The sequence below is a fragment of the Nocardia sp. NPDC060255 genome, assembly GCF_042727395.1.
GTDB lineage: Bacteria > Actinomycetota > Actinomycetes > Mycobacteriales > Mycobacteriaceae > Nocardia.
The window spans coordinates 160,350-178,952 of the sequence record NZ_JBHXAU010000012.1; the positions used below are offsets into that span (position 1 = coordinate 160,350).

Here is an 18,603-nt window from a genome sequence, read left to right on the forward strand (position 1 = left end):
TTGCCGCGCTCGCTCATAATCCGAACCATGCGGGGCGAGGCGGCCCGGTGGATAGCCCGGCGCGGCACTGTTCATTGACGTTTCATCGGTCACGCCACCGCACGTTGCCTCGCTGAACACCGACTGAACTCTCAATAGCCGTCAGCTATGTCTCCAGCTCACGGGTGAATGGCGAGCGGGTGAACGTCAGATTGCGGTTGACACCGCGCCGCCGATGTGGCTGGCTGACGCCATGCCTGCCGATTCCGCGCAGCGGGGTATCCGGATCGCGGCCGTCGCCGATACCCACCTGCGACCCGCCGTGGCCGGACGATTCCGGCCCGACTTCCTGCGCCTGGCCGAGCACGCCGACGTGCTGCTACTGGCGGGCGACCTCACCGAGAGCGGCACCCGCGCCGAAACCGGCCTGCTCTGCGCCGAAATCGCCGACCTCCCAGTGCCGGTCGTCGCCGTGCTCGGCAACCACGACCACGACCACAAACTCGGCTTCCGAATCGCCGCCCAGCTCACCGACATCGGCGTGCACATGCTCGAAGGAACCGCGATCACCCTGGAGCTGAACGGAATTCAGGTCGGCATAGCAGGCGTGATGGGCGGCAGCGGCGGCTTCCCCGACTACCCCGGCACCCCCGACGAAGGCACCGAAGAACACCGAACCCGCATGCGCCGCGGCCCCCTCGACGCCCTACTCCTACGCCAGACCCTCGACACCCTGACCACCGACATCCGCATAGCCCTGATGCACTTCTCCCCCACCATCGACACCCTCATCGGCGAACCCCCCAAGATCTATCCCGGCCTCGGCTGCCACGCCCTCGCCGAAGCCATCGACGCGGGCCACGCCACCCTCGCCCTACACGGCCACGCCCACAGCGGCACCGAAATCGGTTGCACCGCAGGCGGAGTCCCCGTCCGCAACGTGTCATACCCGGTGATAGGCCGCGCGTACGCCGTCTACGACGTAACCCCGGCAATCGCTCCAAGACGCTGACCAACCGCATCCGGCGAACACCCAACCGCCACCGAACACCGGCGCCGATCACCCCCGTCGACACCGCCGCGCATTGCCACTCGCCGCGCACGATTCTGCCCGCCGCGCACAGAATGGCTAGCAGTTCCGTACGCGCCTGAACAACTCATGCGCGGCACACCTATCGAACGGCCCGCCAGTGACAGTCGCGAAGTCACTGCGCCCAGAGCCGCCCCGCGCCACGGTGCTCGCCGCGCTCGTTCTCGCTCCCCGCGCACGAAATTGCTGGCAATTCCGTACGCGTGAGGCCAGTACGCGCGCGGCCCGCGAATTCATGCGCGGCACAGCTATCGAACGGCCTGCCAGTGACAGTCGCGAAGTCGCTGCGCCCAGAGTTGCCCCGCGCCACGGTGGTCGACGCGCTGGTTCTTGCTCGCTGCGTACGAAATTGCTGGCAATTTCGTACGCGCGAGGCCGGTTCGCGCGCGGCGGGCTGAGGCGAGTGGGCGAGCTGGGCTGTCGCGTCCGGCGGGGGGTGTGGCGGTCGGTAGGTTGAGTCCATGACGGTCGTCCGGTCGCTGCTGCTGTTCGCTCTGGCTGCTGTTGCTGAGATCGGTGGGGCGTGGTTGGTGTGGCAAGGGTGGCGGGAGCAGCGGGGGATGTTGTGGATCGCGGCGGGCGTCGTTGCGCTCGGGGCGTACGGCTTCGTTGCCACGTTTCAGCCCGATCCCAACTTCGGGCGCATCCTCGCTGCGTACGGTGGTGTGTTCGTGGCGGGGTCGCTTGCTTGGGGCATGCTCGTCGACAAGTTTCACCCCGACCGGTGGGACTACCTCGGGGCGGCCATCTGCCTCGTCGGGGTCGCCATCATCATGTACGCGCCGCGGCACTGACCGGCTGGCAGACATGTTCTGCCACATCGGTTTCGGCGCACGAAATCGGGATGGCTCGCGCGGTTTCCGGTGTTACCTACAGGCGACCGGTCATCGATACCATCTCGCGAGGAGCCACCGTGGCACAGGACATCCAGATCACCGACACCCAGCGCAACGCGGCGGCCGCCTTCCGGGCGCTGCACGAGCAAGGACTGTTCGTGCTGCCGAACGCCTGGGATGCGGCCAGCGCCGCGGTGATCGCGAGTGCGGGCGCACCGGCGATCGCGACGACCAGTGCGGCTGTTGCCTGGTCGCTCGGCACCGGCGACGGTCAGCAACTCACCAGGGATGACGCGATCGGCGTCATCCGTCGGATCGCCGCCGTCGTCGACGTACCGGTGACAGCTGACATCGAAGGCGGCTACGGCCCCGCACCCGAGGACGTCGCGACCACCGTCATCGCCGCCATCGCGGCCGGTGCCGTCGGCGTGAACCTGGAGGATTCGACGGCCCCCGGCGGCCCGCTGTTCGACACCGCCGCCCAGTCCGACCGACTGCGCGCAGCCCGCGACGCCGCCAAGCAGGCCGGTCTCCCGGAATTGGTGATCAACGCTCGAACAGACGTCTACCTGTTCGGCATCGGCGCCCCGGAAACCCGCTTCGACGAGGTCCTCACCCGGGCCGCCGCCTACGCCGCCGCCGGCGCCGACAGCTTCTTCGTCCCCGGCCTGCTCGACCTGCCGACCCTGACCGACCTGGTCGCCAAGTCCCCGCTGCCGATCAACGTAATGGCCGGCGCCGGAGCACCTTCCATCGCCGACCTCGCCGCAACCGGCGTCCGCCGAGTCAGTGTCGGCTCGGCAGTAGCCCAGGCCGCCTACAAACTGGCCGAAACCGCCACCGCCGAACTCCTCGAGCACGGCACCTACACAACCCTGGAGAACGCCATCGACTTCGGCGCCATCCAATCCCTGCTGACCCGCTGATCGCCGACCCGCGAGTGGCGCACCACCGTCCGGCGTTTCCGGCGATACGTCACAGCCATGCGCCACTCACGGGCACCGCAACGCGAACCATCCACCCACCCGCGTCGCTCCCGTCAGGCCGCGGTCCCTGGATCGTTCGACCCCTGTGCGTTCGACCCGTGGTGGTCGGAACCCGAGCCGAACAAACCGACAACACCGAGCACCAGTCCGGCAGCGCCGATCGCGGTATTGGTGAGGTTGACGAGGTCACCATCGGCCGAACTGTGCACTCGGGCACGACATCCGGCTTCGATGGCAGGCCAGTTCTTGGCGACCTGGTCGTCCTGCACGTTCTGGTCCCAATCGAAGTCGCGCGATCCGGATTGGAACGTGCCCGAGACGTGTCCCTGCACCCCGGACGTGTAGAGCGTGCCCTCGGAATCCTGCACGGTGAACACCGTGGCCATGTTGTATTCGGTTGCGCCGGAATCGTGGAAATGACCGGTGAACCGGCAGTTTCCGCTCTTGAAGAGGGTCAGGTGCGCGAACCCGCCGACCGGAACACCGTTGTCGAAGGTGATCGACGGAAAGTCGAAGTCGATCCGGTCGTCGCCCCCGGTGATGATGTCGGTCGCGGCGATCGGCCCGGTCCAATCGGCCGTCAGATCGACCCGGAACTCTTGCAGCACACCGTTGTTGCCTACGCCCAGGACATCGGTGCTGGTGTAGCCCGAACCGAACCAGTTGAACTCGGGCGTCGCGGCCAGGGCCGCGCCTGCCGGAAAGACATCGACCGGACCCAATCCGACCGGACCCTGCCAATTGTCGCCGCCGACAACCCAATTCACATACAGCTGCCCGTTCTTCCCGACGATGAACACATCGTATTGCCGGTCGACGCCGTACTGTGGCGTGGTCGCAATGGCGCCACCCGCCGGGTAGAGGTCGGTCGGGCCCAACCCCACCGGTCCCAGCCAGGTGTCTTCGCCCTCGATCCAGGTGACGTAGAGCTGCCCGTTGTTGCCGATCACGAACACGTCGGTCTGTCCGCGCCCGTTGTCCTGCGGCGAAACCGCGACACCGGCGCCGGCCGGGTAGAGCTCGGACGGCCCCAGCCCCATCGGCCCGTACCAGGTGTCCTCACCGTGGATCCAGCACACGTACAGCCGCCCGTCGTTGCCGACGGCGAAGACATCGGTTTGATTCGGGACGCCGTATTGTGGGGATGCGACAACCACGGCGCCGCGCGGGAAGAAATCAGCCGGCCCCAACCCCATCGGTCCCTGCCAGGTGCCGCCGCCGTGGACCCAGAACACGTAGAGTCTGCCGTCGTTGCCGACCAGGAAGACGTCGGTCTGGTCCGGTACGCCGTACTGCGGCGAGGCGCACAGGGGGGCGCCGGGCGGGAAGAAATCAGTTGGCCCGAGCCCGACCGGCCCCTGCCAGCTGTCGCCGCCCTGGCCCCAGAAGACCTGTAGCTGTCCGTTGTCGCCGACCGCGAAAATATCCGTCTGATCGGTGCCGTACTGCGGCGAGGTCGCTACGGAGGTGTACTCGCTGTCGGCGAACTGGTGGAACGGGCCGATACCGATCGGTCCCTGCCAGCCACCGCGCAGGTCGGAGTGGGTGACCGTCAGTCGCCCGTTTCTGATACGGAATACGTCGAAGCCCGGCGATATCGCCACCGAGTTGTGCAATCGTGCCATCGTGTTGTCCCCCAATTCTCTTGCGTGATACGGGATTCCCCACAGCCACCACAGTGGCTGACCCCCCACCCCGATCCGGACCACAAAATGATGACCGCTCCGCCCCAAACAGCGAAAGTGTCCGGTCGGATCAGTGGACCGACCCCGCCCGGCCGGACTCCGCGTCGGCGCGCGTTGCGGTCCGAGACAACACCGGTACGAACCTAATTCTTGAACACGGCCTAGTCGTCGGCTCCGAAAGCCCACACGGCGGCGGGGCGGCCGGTGGCTTTCACGCGACGGCGCTCGGATGTGCGGGCCAGGCCGGGGAGGGCGGCGAGGGTTCGGTTGAGGTTGCCGGGGTCGGGGCGGGTGCCGGATAGGGCGGCGGTGGCCGATACGGCTCTGGTGGCGGGGAATTCGTTGCCGAGCAGGGCTTGGGTGAAGGGCAGGTCCTTCCAGAGAAGGCCGGTCAGCAGGCTGCGGGATGCGTCGATGATGCGGTTGTGGTCGAAGGCGAGTTCGGGGACCGCGTCGAAGTCGATCCATTGCGCGGGGCCCTCGTGTGGGCCGACCACTGCCCACATGGCGATGGACAGGGTCGGGCCACGCGGGTCGCGGTTCGGTTCGTCGAAGGTCACCAGCTGTCCGACCGCACCGATCGCGGCTTCGGGGACCCCGAGTTTCGTGTGCACCGCCCGTCGCGCGGCTCCGGCGAGTCGCTCGCCGCGACCGAGCAGCACACCGGGTAATGCCAACTGCCCGGTGAACGGCGCCATCGCACGCGGCGCGATCCCCACGCTCACCCCGGCGTCGTCGGCCCAGAACCGCAACGCCACCACATCCACCGAAACAACGGACTGCTCCACGCCTGCCAATCCTGCCGCACCCGACCACCACTCCCGCCGACCGGCACCCGGCCTGGCGCACTCGATCCCGAGCGGCACGTCACCGACCCACCATTGCCCTGGCATCGAACGAGCGGCGGTGCCGGTCGGTCCCGCCAGAGATCTGCACTCTGTCTCGGGATCTGCACTGGCTATAGGGCCCTAGAGGCGGTGCCGATCCCGAGAGAGAGTGCGGATTCTGGCTGGTGGCGGGCGGGGCGGGGGTCATGCCGCGGCGATGGTTGCTGGGGTGGGTGTGCGGTGGGTTCGGGTGGGGCCGTTCGAGGTCAGGACTACGGGGACGTTGAGGGTCTGTGCCAGCCAGGGGACCATGTCGTCCGGTATTTCGGTGAGGATCGGGTGGGCGGTGGCCAGGAGGTTGGTGAGGTGTTGCTGGTGGGTGAGGTCTTGCCAGGTGCCTGGCGGGAGGTGGGTGATCGGGCCGTCGGCGGTGGCGTATTCCGTTGCCGCGTAACGGGTTCGCTGGGTGTCCAGATGGGTCAGGGCGAGGCCGTCGATGCCGCCGGATACCGCGATGGCGTAGCGCAGCAGGATCGGGTCGAGGTGGCCGAGGCGGAATTCGCCTTGGTAGCGACCGGTGGTGTTGTGTGGCTCGGGGAAGTCGAGCGCGCGGTCTTCGGTGGGGAGTGGGCCTGCGCCGTGGCGCGTCATGTAGGTGCGGGTGACGCCGAGAATGTAACCGGCGGAGCCGATTTCGGACAGCATGGCGCGAGCGTTGCGTGGTTCCACGGTGGACCAGGTGGTGTGCGGATGGAAGCCGCGCCATTCGTCCAGGAGCACGCCTTGCGCACCTTCGAAGACCAGTCGACCACGCCGGGCGAAGCGGGCGAGTTGGTCGCCGCCGACGATGCGGACGGCGGCGGCGAACTCCTGATACATGTCGACCAGGGTGTCGATCGGCTCGTAGCGATGTTCGCTCGGGGCGATCAGCGCACCGTAGTGCGCGGCGAGCGCCTGGAGTTTGTCGTGAAGAACCCTGGGGCGCAAGCAATCCGAGACGGTCGGCGCATCGTGGTCCAGTGCGTAGGCTGCGGTCTCGCCGATCCCCCGTCCGCACGAACCGTGCCGCGAGGAACCCCTCGCGTCCTCGCGGGCACGGTTGGCGGCGATGTGGATCGGCGTGGTGAGCAGCGCCCGGCCGTCGATGTGCACCAGCGCCAACGGATCCGGCACACCGAGCACCGCCAATTGGCGGGCCTCCCCGGCCAGCGTGATCGGCTCGACCAGCACGTGTTGCGACAGCAATGTCGGCACACCAGAGAAGGTCCCGGACCCGAACTGCGCGAACGTGTGATGCCGCCCCTCGGCGATCACATTGTGCGCAGCCTGCGCTCCCCCGTTGAACCGCACCACGGCCGAAACCCCGAGCCCCGCCTCAGCGGAACACAACCAATCGACCGTCGCCCCCTTCCCGGCATCACCGAAGCCGAGGTCGACCACCACTATGTGCGACCGGAACACAGTGCACCCCTTCCTATCTCGCCCGCTGTCAGCCACTTCGAACCGATAACCACCGCACGGCAACGCACCGGCCACTCCACGACGATCCGGTAAGTGCCGCCGCCGCCCGGCCGCGCACCTTCGCATCTCGCTCGCTGTCACCTGTCGCGGCCCAAGCCGGTGGCCCCGCGCGGCGAATCAGCCGTCCGCAGCAGCGCGATCCGATAGGTGTTGCCGCTGTCCCGGTCGCCCCAGGAGCCGAGAGCGCACGTCAGCTACGACCGCTGGGCAACGCCCGCATCCGAGGCCTCTTGGCGCCCAACGCCTTACCGACAGCCGCAGCCTCGGCCACCGATCCGACGTCGCGCAGATCCGCGAGCCCGGCGTCCACGTCGACCCGTCCCTCTTCCAAACCGATTGTCAGCGCGATGAGTTCGCACACCGCGGCTGGATCGTCGAGCTTCAGGAAGCTCTGGCCGAGCAGTCCCCGCCAGTGCTCGGCGATCTCCGGATCGTCGTAGTAGCTCGACTGATTCGGGAGGATGTAGTAGATGTGCCAGCGTTCGGCGAGCTCGCGGTAGATGGATTCCACCGAAACATCGCGCCGCACACTGTCACCGATGACGCTGCGGATGTGCCGCGAGGCCAGCTTCGGCTTGTTCAACTCGTCGCCGATCAGGAACAGGTAGCCCTTCTTGCCGCGCTTCTCCCACGCGTCGGTGACGATGTGGGTGGCCATGAAATATCCGGCCAGCTCATAACTTTCGGACTTCTGCCCGCCACCGCCGCCCTCCAGCAGGATCGCGCGCAGCTGCTCGTCCATCCGGTTGTCGGACTCGAACTGCCCCACCTGCAACGGAACTCGGTCGGTGTCGGCATCGCCGATGGCGCCGAACAGGATCTGCGGATCGTCCGCGTACCCCTTGCGCTGCAACAGTCCGTGCAGCTTGCCGAGCTTGCTCTGCATGATCCGCGGCACCCGCCCCATCGACCCGGTGACGTCGAACAGCACCGCGATGGGCAGCGAGTTTCCGTGGTCGGCCGAATCGCGGCATTCCCGCACGGTGACGCCGAGCGGGTCGAGGGTCGGGTGCGCCTGCCAGTCCATATATGGCACAGACCGCATTTCGGCGGTGTATCCGAAGTCGTCGAGGCCACGGCTGGCGCGGAAGGTCTTGGCCGCCCGGTAGGCGGTGTCGTCCCAGTTTCCGTATCCCATGTGATCACTTCCTCTCGTGAAGCTTGTTTTAGTGTAAGCGACTAAAACTACGGACGTCAAGGAATCCCCTCGGTAAACCCGGTTCCCTGGCAAGATCGAGAGGGTGGATCTCCTACAGCACAATCCGACCGAAGGTATCTACGCCGCCGCCGACGACTACGTGCACGCCATGGAGGTCCGAGGCGCCCAACGACTGCTATTCGTTTCCGGCACAATGGGTCTCGATCCGGACGGCAAGCCGGCCGAGACGCTCACCGAGCAACTCGAACTGATCTGGTCGAACCTGCGCGCCATCCTCGCCTCGGCCGATATGACCGTGGACAACATCGTCCGCCTCACCAGCTACCTGCGTGACGCCTCCGATGCCGAGGCGAACGCCGCCGCCCGGGTCGCGGCACTGGGCGGACGCGCCGTGCCGACGACGGCGATCGTGGCGCAGACCCTCGACAACGACTGGCTGGTCGAAGTCGAGGTCGTCGCCGCGGGCTGAGCTCAGAAAATCGCAGGCTCCTGGCGGTGACGGCGGTTTAGGATCGCCGCCATGGACGACATCGCCAGGAAGCCGGCCGTGCTCGCCGTCGAGGCCGCCCTGCGCGCGGCCGGCGTGACGCCGCGGGTACGGGTACTCCCGGAGACGGCCCCGACCGCGGCCGCCGCGGCCGAACAACTCGGCTGCTCGGTCGCCGCGATCGCCAACAGCCTCATCTTCGCCGCCGAGGGCGCGCCGCTGCTGGTACTCACCAGCGGCGCGCATCGGGTGGACACCGGCAAGGTCGCCGCCCACCTCGGCATCGCCGAGTTGTCGCGTGCCAGTGCAGAATTCGTCCGGGCACACACAGGCCAAGCCATCGGCGGTGTGGCTCCGCTCGGTCATCCAGCCCCGATCAGGACATTGATCGATGAAACACTGGCCGATCAGCCGGAGATCTGGGCCGCGGCCGGACACCCACACACGGTCTTCCCGACCACCTTCCACGAACTGGTCGCAGCCACCGGCGCGGAGGTCGTCTCGGTCAACTGACCGCGCGACCAACAATCACCGAGCGGAGAACTCTCAGGTCGGCGCCACCATATGGTCGCCGACCAGCATGGTCCCCGGCCCACGGTGCCCGCCGGGACCTTGATGGAAACTCACATTGTCCGCGGTCATCTCTGATCCGCATTCCCGGCAAACCACCACTCCCGCAGTGACTTTCCCGCAGTCGTCGTGCACGACCAACGCAGGCGGACCCTCGGTTCCGGCGAGCCAGGTGTCCCCCCAAGCCACCAGCATGGTCAGCACCGGATACAGATCGCGCCCCTTAGCAGTGAGCAGATACTCGTGCCGCACCGGATTCGACTGGTACACACGGGTTTCCACGATGCCGTGGGCCTGTAGCGCGTCGAGCCGCGCGGCGAGCACGTTGGACGCGATGCCGAGGTCGCGCCGGAGGTCCTCGAAGCGCGTCAACCCGACGAACAGGTCGCGCAGGATCAGCGGCGTCCACCGCTCCCCGATCGCATCCACGGTGCGCGCGATCGAGCAGACGATGTCGGAGAGAGCGGCCTTGGGCATGCCGCCATCGTAGTCCATTGCTTTTTGCAAGCGACTACGGCTAGGTTCGGTGCCATGCACATAGCAACCGACGACGAGGCGACCGCGACCGACGCGGTGGCCAGGTTCTGCGCGGCCACCACGGCCGCCGATTTCGACGCGTTGATGGAGACGCTGACCCCCGACGCCACGCTCGCCTCACCACTGTCCGGCCGATTGGTGTTCCGCGGCAAAGACGACCTGCGAGTGCTGCTGACCGCGGCCTACGGCGGACTCTCGACGTTGCGATGGACCGAACAGATCGGCGACGGAACCCGACGCGTACTGCTGGCCGAGGCGGCCGTCGGACCATTCCGGCTCACCGAAGCGCTCGTGCTCGAACTCGCCGACGACGGCCGTATCCGCAAGCTGAACCCGCACCTGCGACCGTGGCTACCCCTCACGGCGCTCGCGGTGTGGCTTGCTCCCGGCCTGTTCAGGCACCCCGGCGTGCTGCGAAGGGCGATGCGTCGCACGCCCGCACCGTAGACTGCGCGCATGGACCCGTTGACGCGGATCCGCGCGATCTGCCTGGACCTACCGGAGTGCAGCGAACGGCTCAGCCACGGCTGCCCGACCTTCTTCGTGCGCTCGAAGACCTCGTTCGTCAAATACATCGACGGCGGTTACGACGAGCCGGGCCCGACCATCTGGTGCCCCGCGCCCGAGGGCGTGCAGGCCGAACTGGTCGATTCCGAACCCGAACGGTTCTTCATACCGCCGTACGTCGGCCACAGTGGTTGGATCGGCGTTCGACTGGACGCCGATCCCGATTGGACTGAGTTCGCCGAGATCATCCATGACGCCTATCGCAAGGTCGCCCCGAAAAAGCTGGTGGCCGAACTCGACTGAATTCAGTTGGTCCCGCTGAACGCCACGCTCGCACCCACTCCCATGATCATCAGCCCGCCGGTGCCGCCGATCGCCTCCAGCCGACGCGGCGAGCGCGCGAACCAGCTCCGCGCGGTGCCCGCAGCCATGGCCCACGCCGTATCCGAAAACAGTTGGATTGTAATGGCAATCGCACCGAGGGTAAGGAACTGCGCGGGTAGCGCACCGGCTTCCGGCACCGCGAACTGCGGCAGCACGGCGGCGAAGAACACGATGGTCTTGGGGTTGGTCGCGCCGACGACAAAACCCTGCCGGACCATGCGCCCCGTCGACGGCTCGGCGTCGGCCGATCGCACCGCGAGCGTCAGCTTCTTCCGGTCCCGAATCGCCATGGCCCCCAGGTAGATCAGATAACACGCGCCGACGATCTTGACGATCGTCAGCAGGATCGCAGAGGCGGCGAGAATCGCGCCGAGGCCGACCGCCACACCGAGCACCGGGACGGCGGTACCCGCCATCGAGCCGAGCACCGACACCACCGCCGCACGACGGCCATGCGCCAACGCGCGCCCGATCGCGAACAGCACGTTCGGGCCGGGAATCACGATGATGACAAGGGCCGCAACGGCGAACGCTGCGGCATGCGACAGGGGCACCATCTGCGCAGCGTAGCGAACCTCACCGCGCGTCCGCCAGGATTAAATTGCTACCGCACACCCTCTGATCAGACGCACCGCAATCGCTGATGCGGGAGATCAAAGGGTGTGCGGCTTTTCGCAACCCACTACGGGTCCACGACCTCACTCAGCCCGTCGGGCGTGAGCTCGACCCGCCTCGTCAGGCCGATGTCGTCGAGGAACCGCGGATCATGGCTGACCACGATCAGCGCACCCTCGAAACTGGCCAGCGCCTGGGTGAGGTGCTCGAGGCTGGGCAGGTCGAGGTTGTTGGTCGGCTCGTCGAGCAGCAACAACTTCGGCGCCGGGTCGGCGAGCAGCAGCATGGCCAATGCGGCCCTGAGCCGTTCACCGCCGGACAGCGCCGCGACCGCGATATCGGCGTCGCTGCCGCGAAACAGGAAGCGGGCCAACTGGGCTCGGATCTGTTCCGGCGACGCGTGCGGCGCCGTCGATGCCACGTTCTCGAACACCGACCGTTGCTCGTCGAAGATGTCGAGCCGTTGCGGCAGCATCCGCCACGGCACCTTCGGGTGCGCGGCCGAGATCCGTTTCAGCAGCGTGGTTTTGCCGACGCCGTTGCGCCCGGTCAACGCGATCCGCTCGGGCCCACTGACCCGCAGCGAAACGGTTAACCCACAAGCCAACTCGACCTCGTCCAGCTCGATCACATCCTGGCCCGGATAGAGCCGCGTGTCGGGAAGATCCACCCGGATCTCCCGATCGTCCCGCAGCAACTCCTGGGCCTGCTGGAGCTGATCCTTGGCCGTCTCCAGCTTGCCGATGTGCTGGTTGCGCAACTTGCCCGCGGACACCTGCGCCTGCCGTTTGCGTTCGGCCATAATGATTTTCGGCTCACGCTTGGTGTCCCACATCTTCTGCCCGTAGCGCAGCCTGCGATCCAGCTTGATCCGCGTGTCGACGAGTTCGCGCGCCTGCTTCTTCACATCGCTGCGCGCGTCCCGGATCGCCGCCCGTGCCGCCTCCTGCTCGGCCTCGATGATCCGTTCGTACTCGCTGAAATTGCCGCCGAACATGCGTAGTTCGCCCTGGCGCAGCTCCGCGATGACGCTCATGCGCTCCAGCAGTGCACGGTCGTGACTGACCGTGAGCACGGTGCCGGAGAATTGCGCGACCACCTCGTAAAGCCGTTCGCGGGCAAGCTGATCCAGGTTGTTCGTCGGCTCGTCCAGCAGCAGGATCTCCGGTTCGGCCAGCAGTTCGGAGACCAGTCCGAGCAGCGTCGTCTCGCCGCCGGAGAGGGTCTCCAGTCGGCGATCCAGCTGGTCGGCCGAGTCGGCGACGTAGTGCAGGCCGAGCCGCCCGAGCAGCGCGATCGCCCGTTCCTCGACATCCCAGCGGTTGCCGACGATGTCGAAGTCGGACTCCGCGGCGCTACCGGATTCGATGCGGTGCAAGGCTTTCCGGATATCCGCGATGCCGAGCACCGCGTCCACTCGCTGCCCCGCGGCGAGACCGAGGTCCTGCCGCAGGTAGCCGAGATGACCGGTGACCGTGATCGAGCCGCGGGCGGGGGTGAGCTCGCCGACGATCAGCCGCAGCAGCGTGGATTTGCCCGCACCGTTGCTGCCGACCAGGCCGATATGCCCGGGGCCGAGGCCGCCGTCGAGCCCTTCGAACACAGGTGTGCCGTCCGGCCAGGCGAAAGTGAGATCGGAAAATGACAGAATTGCCATGGTGACTCCAGAGGTTCCCAACGGGTACGCGGTGCGCGACTGCGGACCGCCCGAGTGGCTACCTCATGAGTTCAACTGCATGACTCCGATCAACGGGAACAAGACCCATCTAGATTAACCATACTTTCGTGGCGGACGCCAGTGATATTTGAATCACACCCGCTCACAGCCACTTTTCGCGCTCTGCGCCTACCCCGCACCGATCACACCGGCGATCTCCGGGGTGAGCGGATAGGGCCGTTCGACCGGCAGCGCCCGCGCGGCCGCGTCGAGTTTCCCGTCCGCCACCAGCTGCCCGATCCGCTGCGCCTGAGCGGTGACATCGCGAATACCCGTGATCCACCGATCGACATACAGTCCGACCGCCGGACCGCCGAGCCCGACCTGCAGCGACCGATGGGCCAGCGGCCGGTGATGCAGGTCGCGCTCCGGATCCCATTGAATGCGAACTGGACTCACCCGCAACCGGGCCATCCACACCCGCCGGTCCGAATACATTTCCGGCACATAGTGACTCAGGCAGGACTGCCATAGCGCCCACTCGAATCCGGCGCGGGTGATCGACACCGCGAGCACCCGCTCCTGCCCCGGCTTGGTCGCCCATCCGCAGCGATACATCATCCATAGGAACGACGGCTTGATCCACGTCATCCGGTCCCGTTCGAACGGGTCGACGAAAGTTCCTGCGGCGACGGCCGCCTCGGCGATGTCCGCCGGATATGCCTGATAGACAACCACGGTCGCCGTGTCATAGTCAGCTCTGACCTGCCGCATCGGCGGCGCAACACTCACGCGCAGATCCTTGCAGTCCGACCGCCGAACGCCAACGCGATTGGCCCTATCGGGACGACGCTCCGGAATCATCCCCGGACAAGGTTCAGTCGTTGCGGGTCAAATAGCCGGCGAGATACCGATGGACTTGTCGGTGGGTAGCGATACCGTGGCCGCATGGTCGCGTCGCGGGATGTGCAACTGCAGGATGGGCGGGTCGTTCGCGCTTACGACAGCGCGCAGGGCGGGCGCGCGGGAGTGCTTGTGTGGCACCATGGTTCGCCGCAGACCGGAGCACTGCTGGAGCCGTTGCTGGCGGCGGCGAGCGAGCGTGGGATCCGGCCCGTGTCCTACGGTCGGCCCGGTTACGGGGGTTCCACCCGGCTGTCCGGGCGCACCGTCGCGTCGGCGGCGCGCGACGTCGAGCAGATCGCCGAGGCGTTCGGCATCGAGCGGTTCGCGGTGATGGGCGCGTCGGGCGGCGGACCGCATGCGCTCGCCTGCGCCGCCGAACTACCGGATCGGGTCACCGGGGTGGTCTGCCTGGCCGGACTCGCGCCATTCACCGACGAGTTCGATTGGTTCGCGGGCATGGTGTCGCCGGGTGGTCTGCGGTCCGCGATGGACGGGAGCGCGGCCAGGACGCGATACGCCGAGACCGCCGAATTCGACACGGCCAGTTTCACTTCCGCCGATTGGGACGCGCTCTCCGGGCAGTGGTCCAGTCTCGGCGCGGATGCGCAGCGGGCCGGGGAGGCGGGTAGCGCCGGGCTCGTCGACGACGATGTCGCCTTCGTGACGCCATGGGGCGTCGACCTGACTGCGATCACCGCCCCGGTCCTGCTCGTCCAGGGCGAACAGGACCGCGTGGTCCCACCCGCGCACGCCGTCTGGCTTCATCGACGACTTCCCGAGGCCCAGTTGTGGAGTCGACCGGACGACGGCCACGTCTCCGTCCTGCACGCGTGCGCGGCCGCCATGGACTGGCTACCCGGCTTGTGACACCGAATCGGCGCGCGGGCAATACGATCCAGTCGCATGATCGATAAGTCGGAAGCGCCGAAGGGCCGCCAGATCCTCTGGCAGGTCGACGAAACCGCAGGCTTCGAGTCGTCCTGGATCGACCTCGACGGCCTGCGTCTGCACGCCGAAGGCCGGTCCGTCGGCCAACTCCCGGAACCATATTGGGTGACCTACACCCTGGACACCGACGAACACGCCGTCACCGCCCGCCTGCAAGTCACCTCGGTCACCGCAACCGACCGGCGCACCCTGGACCTCCGCCACGACGGCGACACCTGGTCCGTCGACGGCGTCCCCCGCCCCGAACTCGCCGCCGCCCGCGACTGCGACCTCGCCTGCTCACCCCTGACCAACACCATGCCGATCATCCGCACCGGCCTGCACCAACACCCTGGCACCGCCGATTTCCTGATGGCCTTCGTCGAGATCCCCAGCCTGCGGGTGATCCCGTCCAAACAGACCTACACCCACCTCGCCACCACCGAGGACGGAGCCCAAGTCCGCTACGCCGCAGGGTCTTTCACCAGCGACCTGCACATCGACACCGACGGACTCGTCGTTGTGTACCCCACCCTCGGTCACCGCGTGCCACCCACCACCACCGTGACCGAAGGTGAACGCCAGCGCGGCCCAGGTTCCGCACGCCCCGGCGCTTGACCCGCCCGCGCGCTACTCGACCTCGAGGCTCTCGTAGGCGACGACCAGCTTCTCGGTGAGCACACCGGTATCCCCTGCCGTCAGCGCACCGGTCTCCAGCGACTTCGGCCAGATGTTGGTCAGCGCATACCGCCGCACGACTTGCCCCTCGACACCGTAGACCAGAATCGCGCCGTTCTTCCGCGAGTCGCCGATTCGACTATCCCTGACCCATTTTTCGAAGCTGTCCTCGCCGGTGACCTCACGTATCACAGTGACCTCACCGGCTTTCGGACGCCCGGGCAACGACTCGACGACATACTTGCCGTCCGATGTGTTCTGCTTCAACTCGACGACATCCTGCCCCAGCGCAAGACCGGAGACCTCCGTAATCCCTGTGATCACAACACCATCGATCTCCAGCCCGAATGAGTGCACGACCGACACATCGAAGTCCACAAGCGCCACGTCCCCCTACTTTCTGCCGGGACCGTCCAACGGGACGAAGCGTCCGTTGGACGGATCTATTCTGTGCGGTGCCAGATGGCGCGCGTCGTCGGAAGTCGCTACCGCGAATCTTGCCGCGTCATCATGATATTTCGCCGCACTCTGCTTGGCTGCGGTAACGGCTTCCGCTTCGTCAGCGCGTTGCGCGCCGCGGAAGACGGTCACCGAGTGCAGGTGTCGAATCTGGCCTGTCGTCGGCTCATACAGCGCCACCACCAGCGTCGACTCGACCGCAGGCGCCGATCCGGCGCTCAACCACTGTGCCTCACTCATGAAATTCGCCCCCAGAAGCAGTAGTTGAAGGTGACCGCGGCACCGACGTTGGAGACACGCATTTCCCAGAAGGCGCTAGTCATCTGGTTGCGGCCGAAAACATGCGTCGCGTCGAAGGTGTCGATATCAGGGAAGGTATCGGTTCGTGGTACACCGGAGTCATCGATATACGAGACCTTGGTGAATCCAGCATCCACATGCGATTTGTCGTCGAACTCATAGAAGTCGGCGAGATTCATTTCCGCCAACGTCGACTTCGGCGGGAATCGATGTTCCCCGGAGTGCGAGAAGTTGTCCGAGCCGGTGGTCCAAGCCCAGGTTTGGCGTAGCGATTGTCCGTCCATTGACTCCTACCTCATTTCCGTGATTCTCGAATGACACGGTAAGAGTGACACCAGAACCGGACTCGGTCATACGTAGCGAACTACTCGATTCACGCCCAGATTCCCCGCACGCTACCTATCGACGCACCTTCGGCGATCAGAGAAACTGCCCGCTGGCCAGGTAAGGCGCGGGAGTCGGCATGCCGCGGACTGCGAGATAACCCTCTTGGCCGAGATCGAGCCCCGCCGCCAACCCGACGTCCACAGCCCACTCGTTGGCGGTGGTGATGCAGTTGACGAGGGTGTCTGCCTGTGCGGAGGCCAGCGCTTCCCAGAGCAGATCTGCTGCGGTTCGGCGATCAGCGGCGGCCAGCAGAATCGGACGCCCTCGATCGTCGATGTACACATACCCCGCGCCACGGGATACGACCAAACGGTGATTGTTCAGCAGATACTGGTGATCCGCTCCGTGCCCGGCTCCGCGAATCTCCTGATCCAGCCGGTCCATCCAGTCGAAATCGTCGGCCACCCCTTCGGCCAGTCCGGTCACCACCGGAAGGCGAGACCGATCGACAGTGCCGACCATCCGCATCTGCGGATGCAACGAAAACCCAGCCAACCGATACCGTCGCGTAGCCCCGGGATGCACGCTCGAGGAGAACATCCCCTGACGCCCATCGGCATGCGCCAGCACAGCATCGAGCAACCGCTTCCCGATCCCCTTACCCTGCTGCCCCGGCAAGACACCGTAGGTCGCCAAGTACCACAACCGATCTCGATTCTGCGAGATCGCGAACCCGACGATCCGATCCTCGTCGGCCGCGACCCAGCACCCGTCCGGGTCGACCTCGAGGAAATAGCGCATGCGATCAATCCACCGCTTGACCCCCTCGTCCGACCGCGGTTCCGGCTCCGGCTCACCGACCCGCCGACCCCGCCGATCGCTATCAAGGAACACCACGTCAGAACTTCGCTCCGCGCCAGGCAAGTCACCCGCACACATCGACCTGACCGCTACAGAACCCATCCGCCCACGGTACGAACAATTCAATGCGGAGCAAACTGATTATCCGGCACAATCACCGAATAAACGACGGAACGGATGGCCAGTGGCTATGGCGTGATGGGCCGTCGTAGTGTTGAGATACCGCTCCTGACCTGCTACGACGTAGTGTGACGTTTGACTGGCGCACACCTGTTCGGGTGGCGGCGCTGGTTATCCGGACTCGAAACGGAGGAGGTTTTCATGATCGTGCGAACGACTCGGAACTGCTCCATCGCGTTTCTTATCGCGGCGTTATCGGCCATTGCGGCTCCGACGGCCGATGCCGAGCTGATCAGTCTGCATATCCCGGACGGGCTGCTGACCGGTTGCAGCTATATCGTCTCCGCGGACCTCACGACACCCCCGTCACAGCCCGCGGCAGTGACGTTCTACGACCACGCGGCGCCGATTCCAGGCCTCGTCGAATATCACCCGGACACCGGTACCGCCACGATTGCCTGGACGCCGACGTGGAAAGGCGAACATATGATCGCCGCCATCGAGCTCGAACCCGGCGGCCTCGCGAGCGGGCGGGCCGTCCCGGTCCAGGTGGTGGGCGATGGTGCCGACCTCGGCAGTTCGTGCGCGCGGATAGCCTGAGTCGCGCCGATCAGATCTTGACGATGGAGGTCAAGGGGTAGTTCCCTTGGCGCGCACGGCCGTTCAGGAAGGTCAGTTCCAGGACTACTGCGGCCGCGATGACTTCGGCGCCCGCTTGGGCGAAGAGGTCGGCTGCGGCGGCGAGGGTGCCGCCGGTGGCGAGGACGTCGTCGAGGAGCAGGATGCGCTTGCCGGCGAGCGGGACGCCGTCGGCGGGGATCTCGAGTGCGGCGCTGCCGTATTCGAGCTGGTATTCGCGGGTGAGGACGGGCGGCGGGAGTTTGCCTGCCTTGCGGACGGCGAGGACGCCGGTGCCGAGGCTGGCGGCGACGGCCGCGCCGATCAGGAAGCCGCGAGCGTCGACGCCCGCGACGAGGTCGGCGTCGGGCGCGCAGGAGGCGAGGCAGTCCACCACGGTGCGGAAGCCTTCGGCATCGGCGAAGACGGGGGTGAGGTCGGCGAAACGGACTCCGGGAGTGGGGAAGTCGTCGCGCCAGCGGGTCAGGCGTTCGACCGCTTCGGCGGCCCGGCCGGTCCGATCGGCGGCTAGCTCATCGGACTCGATCGCCGCATGCTTACTCATCG

Annotated in this window: 23 protein-coding genes; 10 read left to right on the forward strand and 13 right to left on the reverse strand. The window is 66.6% G+C overall.

Going from position 1 to position 18,603, the window contains the following annotated elements; translation table 11 throughout:
- Nucleotides 1–232 precede the first annotated feature (232 nt).
- From ACFWF1_RS22735 to ACFWF1_RS22745, 3 genes are all read left to right on the forward strand, one after another.
- Entirely contained in the window at nucleotides 233–991 is a 759-nt protein-coding gene (locus ACFWF1_RS22735) for a metallophosphoesterase (protein ID WP_379287386.1), read from the forward strand.
- A gap of 539 nt (nucleotides 992–1,530) precedes the next feature.
- Nucleotides 1,531–1,863 carry a YnfA family protein gene (locus tag ACFWF1_RS22740; RefSeq protein WP_379287384.1) on the forward strand — a complete coding sequence of 111 codons (333 nt, stop codon included), beginning with the start codon at nucleotides 1,531–1,533 and terminating at the stop codon, nucleotides 1,861–1,863.
- Nucleotides 1,864–1,982: 119 nt separating this feature from the next.
- A complete protein-coding gene (locus ACFWF1_RS22745) occupies nucleotides 1,983–2,831 on the forward strand; it encodes an isocitrate lyase/phosphoenolpyruvate mutase family protein (RefSeq protein WP_379287382.1) in 849 nt (282 codons plus the stop codon).
- Between the two features lie 113 nt (nucleotides 2,832–2,944).
- Here the strand turns inward: ACFWF1_RS22745 and ACFWF1_RS22750 are convergent, their stop codons facing one another.
- The 4 genes from ACFWF1_RS22750 to ACFWF1_RS22765 form a co-directional block, all read right to left on the reverse strand.
- Nucleotides 2,945–4,516 (reverse strand): hypothetical protein, encoded by a 1,572-nt coding sequence (locus ACFWF1_RS22750; protein WP_379287380.1) that lies wholly within the window; start codon nucleotides 4,514–4,516, stop codon nucleotides 2,945–2,947.
- A 221-nt stretch (nucleotides 4,517–4,737) separates the two neighbouring features.
- On the reverse strand, nucleotides 4,738–5,364 hold the full coding sequence (locus ACFWF1_RS22755) for an NUDIX hydrolase (RefSeq protein WP_379287545.1): 627 nt from the start codon (nucleotides 5,362–5,364) through the stop codon (nucleotides 4,738–4,740).
- Between the two features lie 243 nt (nucleotides 5,365–5,607).
- A complete protein-coding gene (locus ACFWF1_RS22760; RefSeq protein WP_379287378.1) occupies nucleotides 5,608–6,864 on the reverse strand; it encodes an adenylosuccinate synthetase in 1,257 nt (418 codons plus the stop codon).
- Nucleotides 6,865–7,114: 250 nt separating this feature from the next.
- Nucleotides 7,115–8,062, reverse strand: coding sequence for a hypothetical protein (locus ACFWF1_RS22765; RefSeq protein ID WP_379287376.1), 948 nt, complete (start codon nucleotides 8,060–8,062; stop codon nucleotides 7,115–7,117).
- 103 nt (nucleotides 8,063–8,165) lie between these two features.
- Between ACFWF1_RS22765 and ACFWF1_RS22770 the strand changes: the two genes are divergently transcribed.
- Together ACFWF1_RS22770 and ACFWF1_RS22775 are read left to right on the forward strand one after the other, a co-directional pair.
- Nucleotides 8,166–8,552: a RidA family protein gene (locus tag ACFWF1_RS22770; protein WP_379287374.1), complete on the forward strand. Its 387-nt coding sequence runs from the start codon at nucleotides 8,166–8,168 to the stop codon at nucleotides 8,550–8,552.
- A gap of 51 nt (nucleotides 8,553–8,603) precedes the next feature.
- Nucleotides 8,604–9,083, forward strand: a complete 480-nt coding sequence (locus ACFWF1_RS22775; RefSeq protein ID WP_379287373.1) for a YbaK/EbsC family protein — start codon at nucleotides 8,604–8,606, stop codon at nucleotides 9,081–9,083.
- Nucleotides 9,084–9,116: 33 nt separating this feature from the next.
- Here ACFWF1_RS22775 and ACFWF1_RS22780 read toward each other — a convergent pair whose 3' ends face one another.
- Entirely contained in the window at nucleotides 9,117–9,617 is a 501-nt protein-coding gene (locus ACFWF1_RS22780) for a winged helix-turn-helix transcriptional regulator (RefSeq protein WP_379287371.1), read from the reverse strand.
- A gap of 54 nt (nucleotides 9,618–9,671) precedes the next feature.
- Here ACFWF1_RS22780 and ACFWF1_RS22785 point away from each other — a divergent pair, with 54 nt between their 5' ends.
- Nucleotides 9,672–10,124 (forward strand): nuclear transport factor 2 family protein, encoded by a 453-nt coding sequence (locus ACFWF1_RS22785; RefSeq protein WP_379287369.1) that lies wholly within the window; start codon nucleotides 9,672–9,674, stop codon nucleotides 10,122–10,124.
- Nucleotides 10,125–10,133: 9 nt separating this feature from the next.
- Nucleotides 10,134–10,487: an MmcQ/YjbR family DNA-binding protein gene (locus ACFWF1_RS22790; protein ID WP_379287367.1), complete on the forward strand. Its 354-nt coding sequence runs from the start codon at nucleotides 10,134–10,136 to the stop codon at nucleotides 10,485–10,487.
- Between the two features lie 2 nt (nucleotides 10,488–10,489).
- Here ACFWF1_RS22790 and ACFWF1_RS22795 read toward each other — a convergent pair whose 3' ends face one another.
- From ACFWF1_RS22795 to ACFWF1_RS22805, 3 genes are all read right to left on the reverse strand, one after another.
- Nucleotides 10,490–11,125: a LysE family translocator gene (locus ACFWF1_RS22795; RefSeq protein WP_379287365.1), complete on the reverse strand. Its 636-nt coding sequence runs from the start codon at nucleotides 11,123–11,125 to the stop codon at nucleotides 10,490–10,492.
- Between the two features lie 125 nt (nucleotides 11,126–11,250).
- Nucleotides 11,251–12,840, reverse strand: a complete 1,590-nt coding sequence (locus tag ACFWF1_RS22800; protein WP_379287363.1) for an ABC-F family ATP-binding cassette domain-containing protein — start codon at nucleotides 12,838–12,840, stop codon at nucleotides 11,251–11,253.
- 189 nt (nucleotides 12,841–13,029) lie between these two features.
- A complete protein-coding gene (locus tag ACFWF1_RS22805) occupies nucleotides 13,030–13,632 on the reverse strand; it encodes a DUF4291 domain-containing protein (RefSeq protein ID WP_379287361.1) in 603 nt (200 codons plus the stop codon).
- A 156-nt stretch (nucleotides 13,633–13,788) separates the two neighbouring features.
- On the opposite strand from ACFWF1_RS22805, the gene ACFWF1_RS22810 reads away from it, so the two are divergent.
- The gene (locus ACFWF1_RS22810) at nucleotides 13,789–14,613 is read left to right on the forward strand and encodes an alpha/beta fold hydrolase (RefSeq protein WP_379287359.1); all 825 of its coding nucleotides are present in this window, start codon (nucleotides 13,789–13,791) and stop codon (nucleotides 14,611–14,613) included.
- Nucleotides 14,614–14,649: 36 nt separating this feature from the next.
- The gene (locus ACFWF1_RS22815; RefSeq protein WP_379287358.1) at nucleotides 14,650–15,291 is read left to right on the forward strand and encodes a putative glycolipid-binding domain-containing protein; all 642 of its coding nucleotides are present in this window, start codon (nucleotides 14,650–14,652) and stop codon (nucleotides 15,289–15,291) included.
- A gap of 12 nt (nucleotides 15,292–15,303) precedes the next feature.
- On the opposite strand, the gene ACFWF1_RS22820 is transcribed toward ACFWF1_RS22815, so the two are convergent.
- From ACFWF1_RS22820 to ACFWF1_RS22835, 4 genes are all read right to left on the reverse strand, one after another.
- The gene (locus tag ACFWF1_RS22820; RefSeq protein ID WP_379287356.1) at nucleotides 15,304–15,738 is read right to left on the reverse strand and encodes a phage tail protein; all 435 of its coding nucleotides are present in this window, start codon (nucleotides 15,736–15,738) and stop codon (nucleotides 15,304–15,306) included.
- Nucleotides 15,739–15,744: 6 nt separating this feature from the next.
- Nucleotides 15,745–16,050 carry a hypothetical protein gene (locus ACFWF1_RS22825; protein WP_379287354.1) on the reverse strand — a complete coding sequence of 102 codons (306 nt, stop codon included), beginning with the start codon at nucleotides 16,048–16,050 and terminating at the stop codon, nucleotides 15,745–15,747.
- Nucleotides 16,047–16,394 (reverse strand): hypothetical protein, encoded by a 348-nt coding sequence (locus ACFWF1_RS22830; RefSeq protein ID WP_379287352.1) that lies wholly within the window; start codon nucleotides 16,392–16,394, stop codon nucleotides 16,047–16,049. The genes ACFWF1_RS22825 and ACFWF1_RS22830 overlap by 4 nt, the downstream gene beginning before the upstream one ends.
- A gap of 136 nt (nucleotides 16,395–16,530) precedes the next feature.
- Nucleotides 16,531–17,400, reverse strand: a complete 870-nt coding sequence (locus tag ACFWF1_RS22835; protein WP_379322209.1) for a GNAT family N-acetyltransferase — start codon at nucleotides 17,398–17,400, stop codon at nucleotides 16,531–16,533.
- Between the two features lie 219 nt (nucleotides 17,401–17,619).
- Here ACFWF1_RS22835 and ACFWF1_RS22840 point away from each other — a divergent pair, with 219 nt between their 5' ends.
- Nucleotides 17,620–18,018: a hypothetical protein gene (locus tag ACFWF1_RS22840; protein ID WP_379287351.1), complete on the forward strand. Its 399-nt coding sequence runs from the start codon at nucleotides 17,620–17,622 to the stop codon at nucleotides 18,016–18,018.
- Between the two features lie 10 nt (nucleotides 18,019–18,028).
- Here ACFWF1_RS22840 and ACFWF1_RS22845 read toward each other — a convergent pair whose 3' ends face one another.
- Nucleotides 18,029–18,601 carry an adenine phosphoribosyltransferase gene (locus ACFWF1_RS22845; protein ID WP_379287349.1) on the reverse strand — a complete coding sequence of 191 codons (573 nt, stop codon included), beginning with the start codon at nucleotides 18,599–18,601 and terminating at the stop codon, nucleotides 18,029–18,031.
- Nucleotides 18,602–18,603: the final 2 nt, after the last annotated feature.

What these genes read in the sequence shown, in the direction of transcription:
- ACFWF1_RS22810 (WP_379287359.1), top strand. Translation starts at nt 13,789, where the DNA reads ATGGTCGCGTCGCGGGATGTGCAACTGCAGGATGGGCGGGTCGTTCGC.
- ACFWF1_RS22790 (WP_379287367.1), top strand. Translation starts at nt 10,134, where the DNA reads ATGGACCCGTTGACGCGGATCCGCGCGATCTGCCTGGACCTACCGGAG.
- ACFWF1_RS22795 (WP_379287365.1), bottom strand. Translation starts at nt 11,125, where the DNA reads ATGGTGCCCCTGTCGCATGCCGCAGCGTTCGCCGTTGCGGCCCTTGTC.
- ACFWF1_RS22750 (WP_379287380.1), bottom strand. Translation starts at nt 4,516, where the DNA reads ATGGCACGATTGCACAACTCGGTGGCGATATCGCCGGGCTTCGACGTA.
- ACFWF1_RS22845 (WP_379287349.1), bottom strand. Translation starts at nt 18,601, where the DNA reads ATGAGTAAGCATGCGGCGATCGAGTCCGATGAGCTAGCCGCCGATCGG.
- ACFWF1_RS22815 (WP_379287358.1), top strand. Translation starts at nt 14,650, where the DNA reads ATGATCGATAAGTCGGAAGCGCCGAAGGGCCGCCAGATCCTCTGGCAG.
- ACFWF1_RS22740 (WP_379287384.1), top strand. Translation starts at nt 1,531, where the DNA reads ATGACGGTCGTCCGGTCGCTGCTGCTGTTCGCTCTGGCTGCTGTTGCT.
- ACFWF1_RS22735 (WP_379287386.1), top strand. Translation starts at nt 233, where the DNA reads ATGCCTGCCGATTCCGCGCAGCGGGGTATCCGGATCGCGGCCGTCGCC.
- ACFWF1_RS22765 (WP_379287376.1), bottom strand. Translation starts at nt 8,062, where the DNA reads ATGGGATACGGAAACTGGGACGACACCGCCTACCGGGCGGCCAAGACC.
- ACFWF1_RS22785 (WP_379287369.1), top strand. Translation starts at nt 9,672, where the DNA reads ATGCACATAGCAACCGACGACGAGGCGACCGCGACCGACGCGGTGGCC.
- ACFWF1_RS22800 (WP_379287363.1), bottom strand. Translation starts at nt 12,840, where the DNA reads ATGGCAATTCTGTCATTTTCCGATCTCACTTTCGCCTGGCCGGACGGC.
- ACFWF1_RS22780 (WP_379287371.1), bottom strand. Translation starts at nt 9,617, where the DNA reads ATGCCCAAGGCCGCTCTCTCCGACATCGTCTGCTCGATCGCGCGCACC.
- ACFWF1_RS22775 (WP_379287373.1), top strand. Translation starts at nt 8,604, where the DNA reads ATGGACGACATCGCCAGGAAGCCGGCCGTGCTCGCCGTCGAGGCCGCC.
- ACFWF1_RS22830 (WP_379287352.1), bottom strand. Translation starts at nt 16,394, where the DNA reads ATGGACGGACAATCGCTACGCCAAACCTGGGCTTGGACCACCGGCTCG.
- ACFWF1_RS22825 (WP_379287354.1), bottom strand. Translation starts at nt 16,050, where the DNA reads ATGAGTGAGGCACAGTGGTTGAGCGCCGGATCGGCGCCTGCGGTCGAG.
- ACFWF1_RS22840 (WP_379287351.1), top strand. Translation starts at nt 17,620, where the DNA reads ATGATCGTGCGAACGACTCGGAACTGCTCCATCGCGTTTCTTATCGCG.
- ACFWF1_RS22835 (WP_379322209.1), bottom strand. Translation starts at nt 17,400, where the DNA reads ATGGGTTCTGTAGCGGTCAGGTCGATGTGTGCGGGTGACTTGCCTGGC.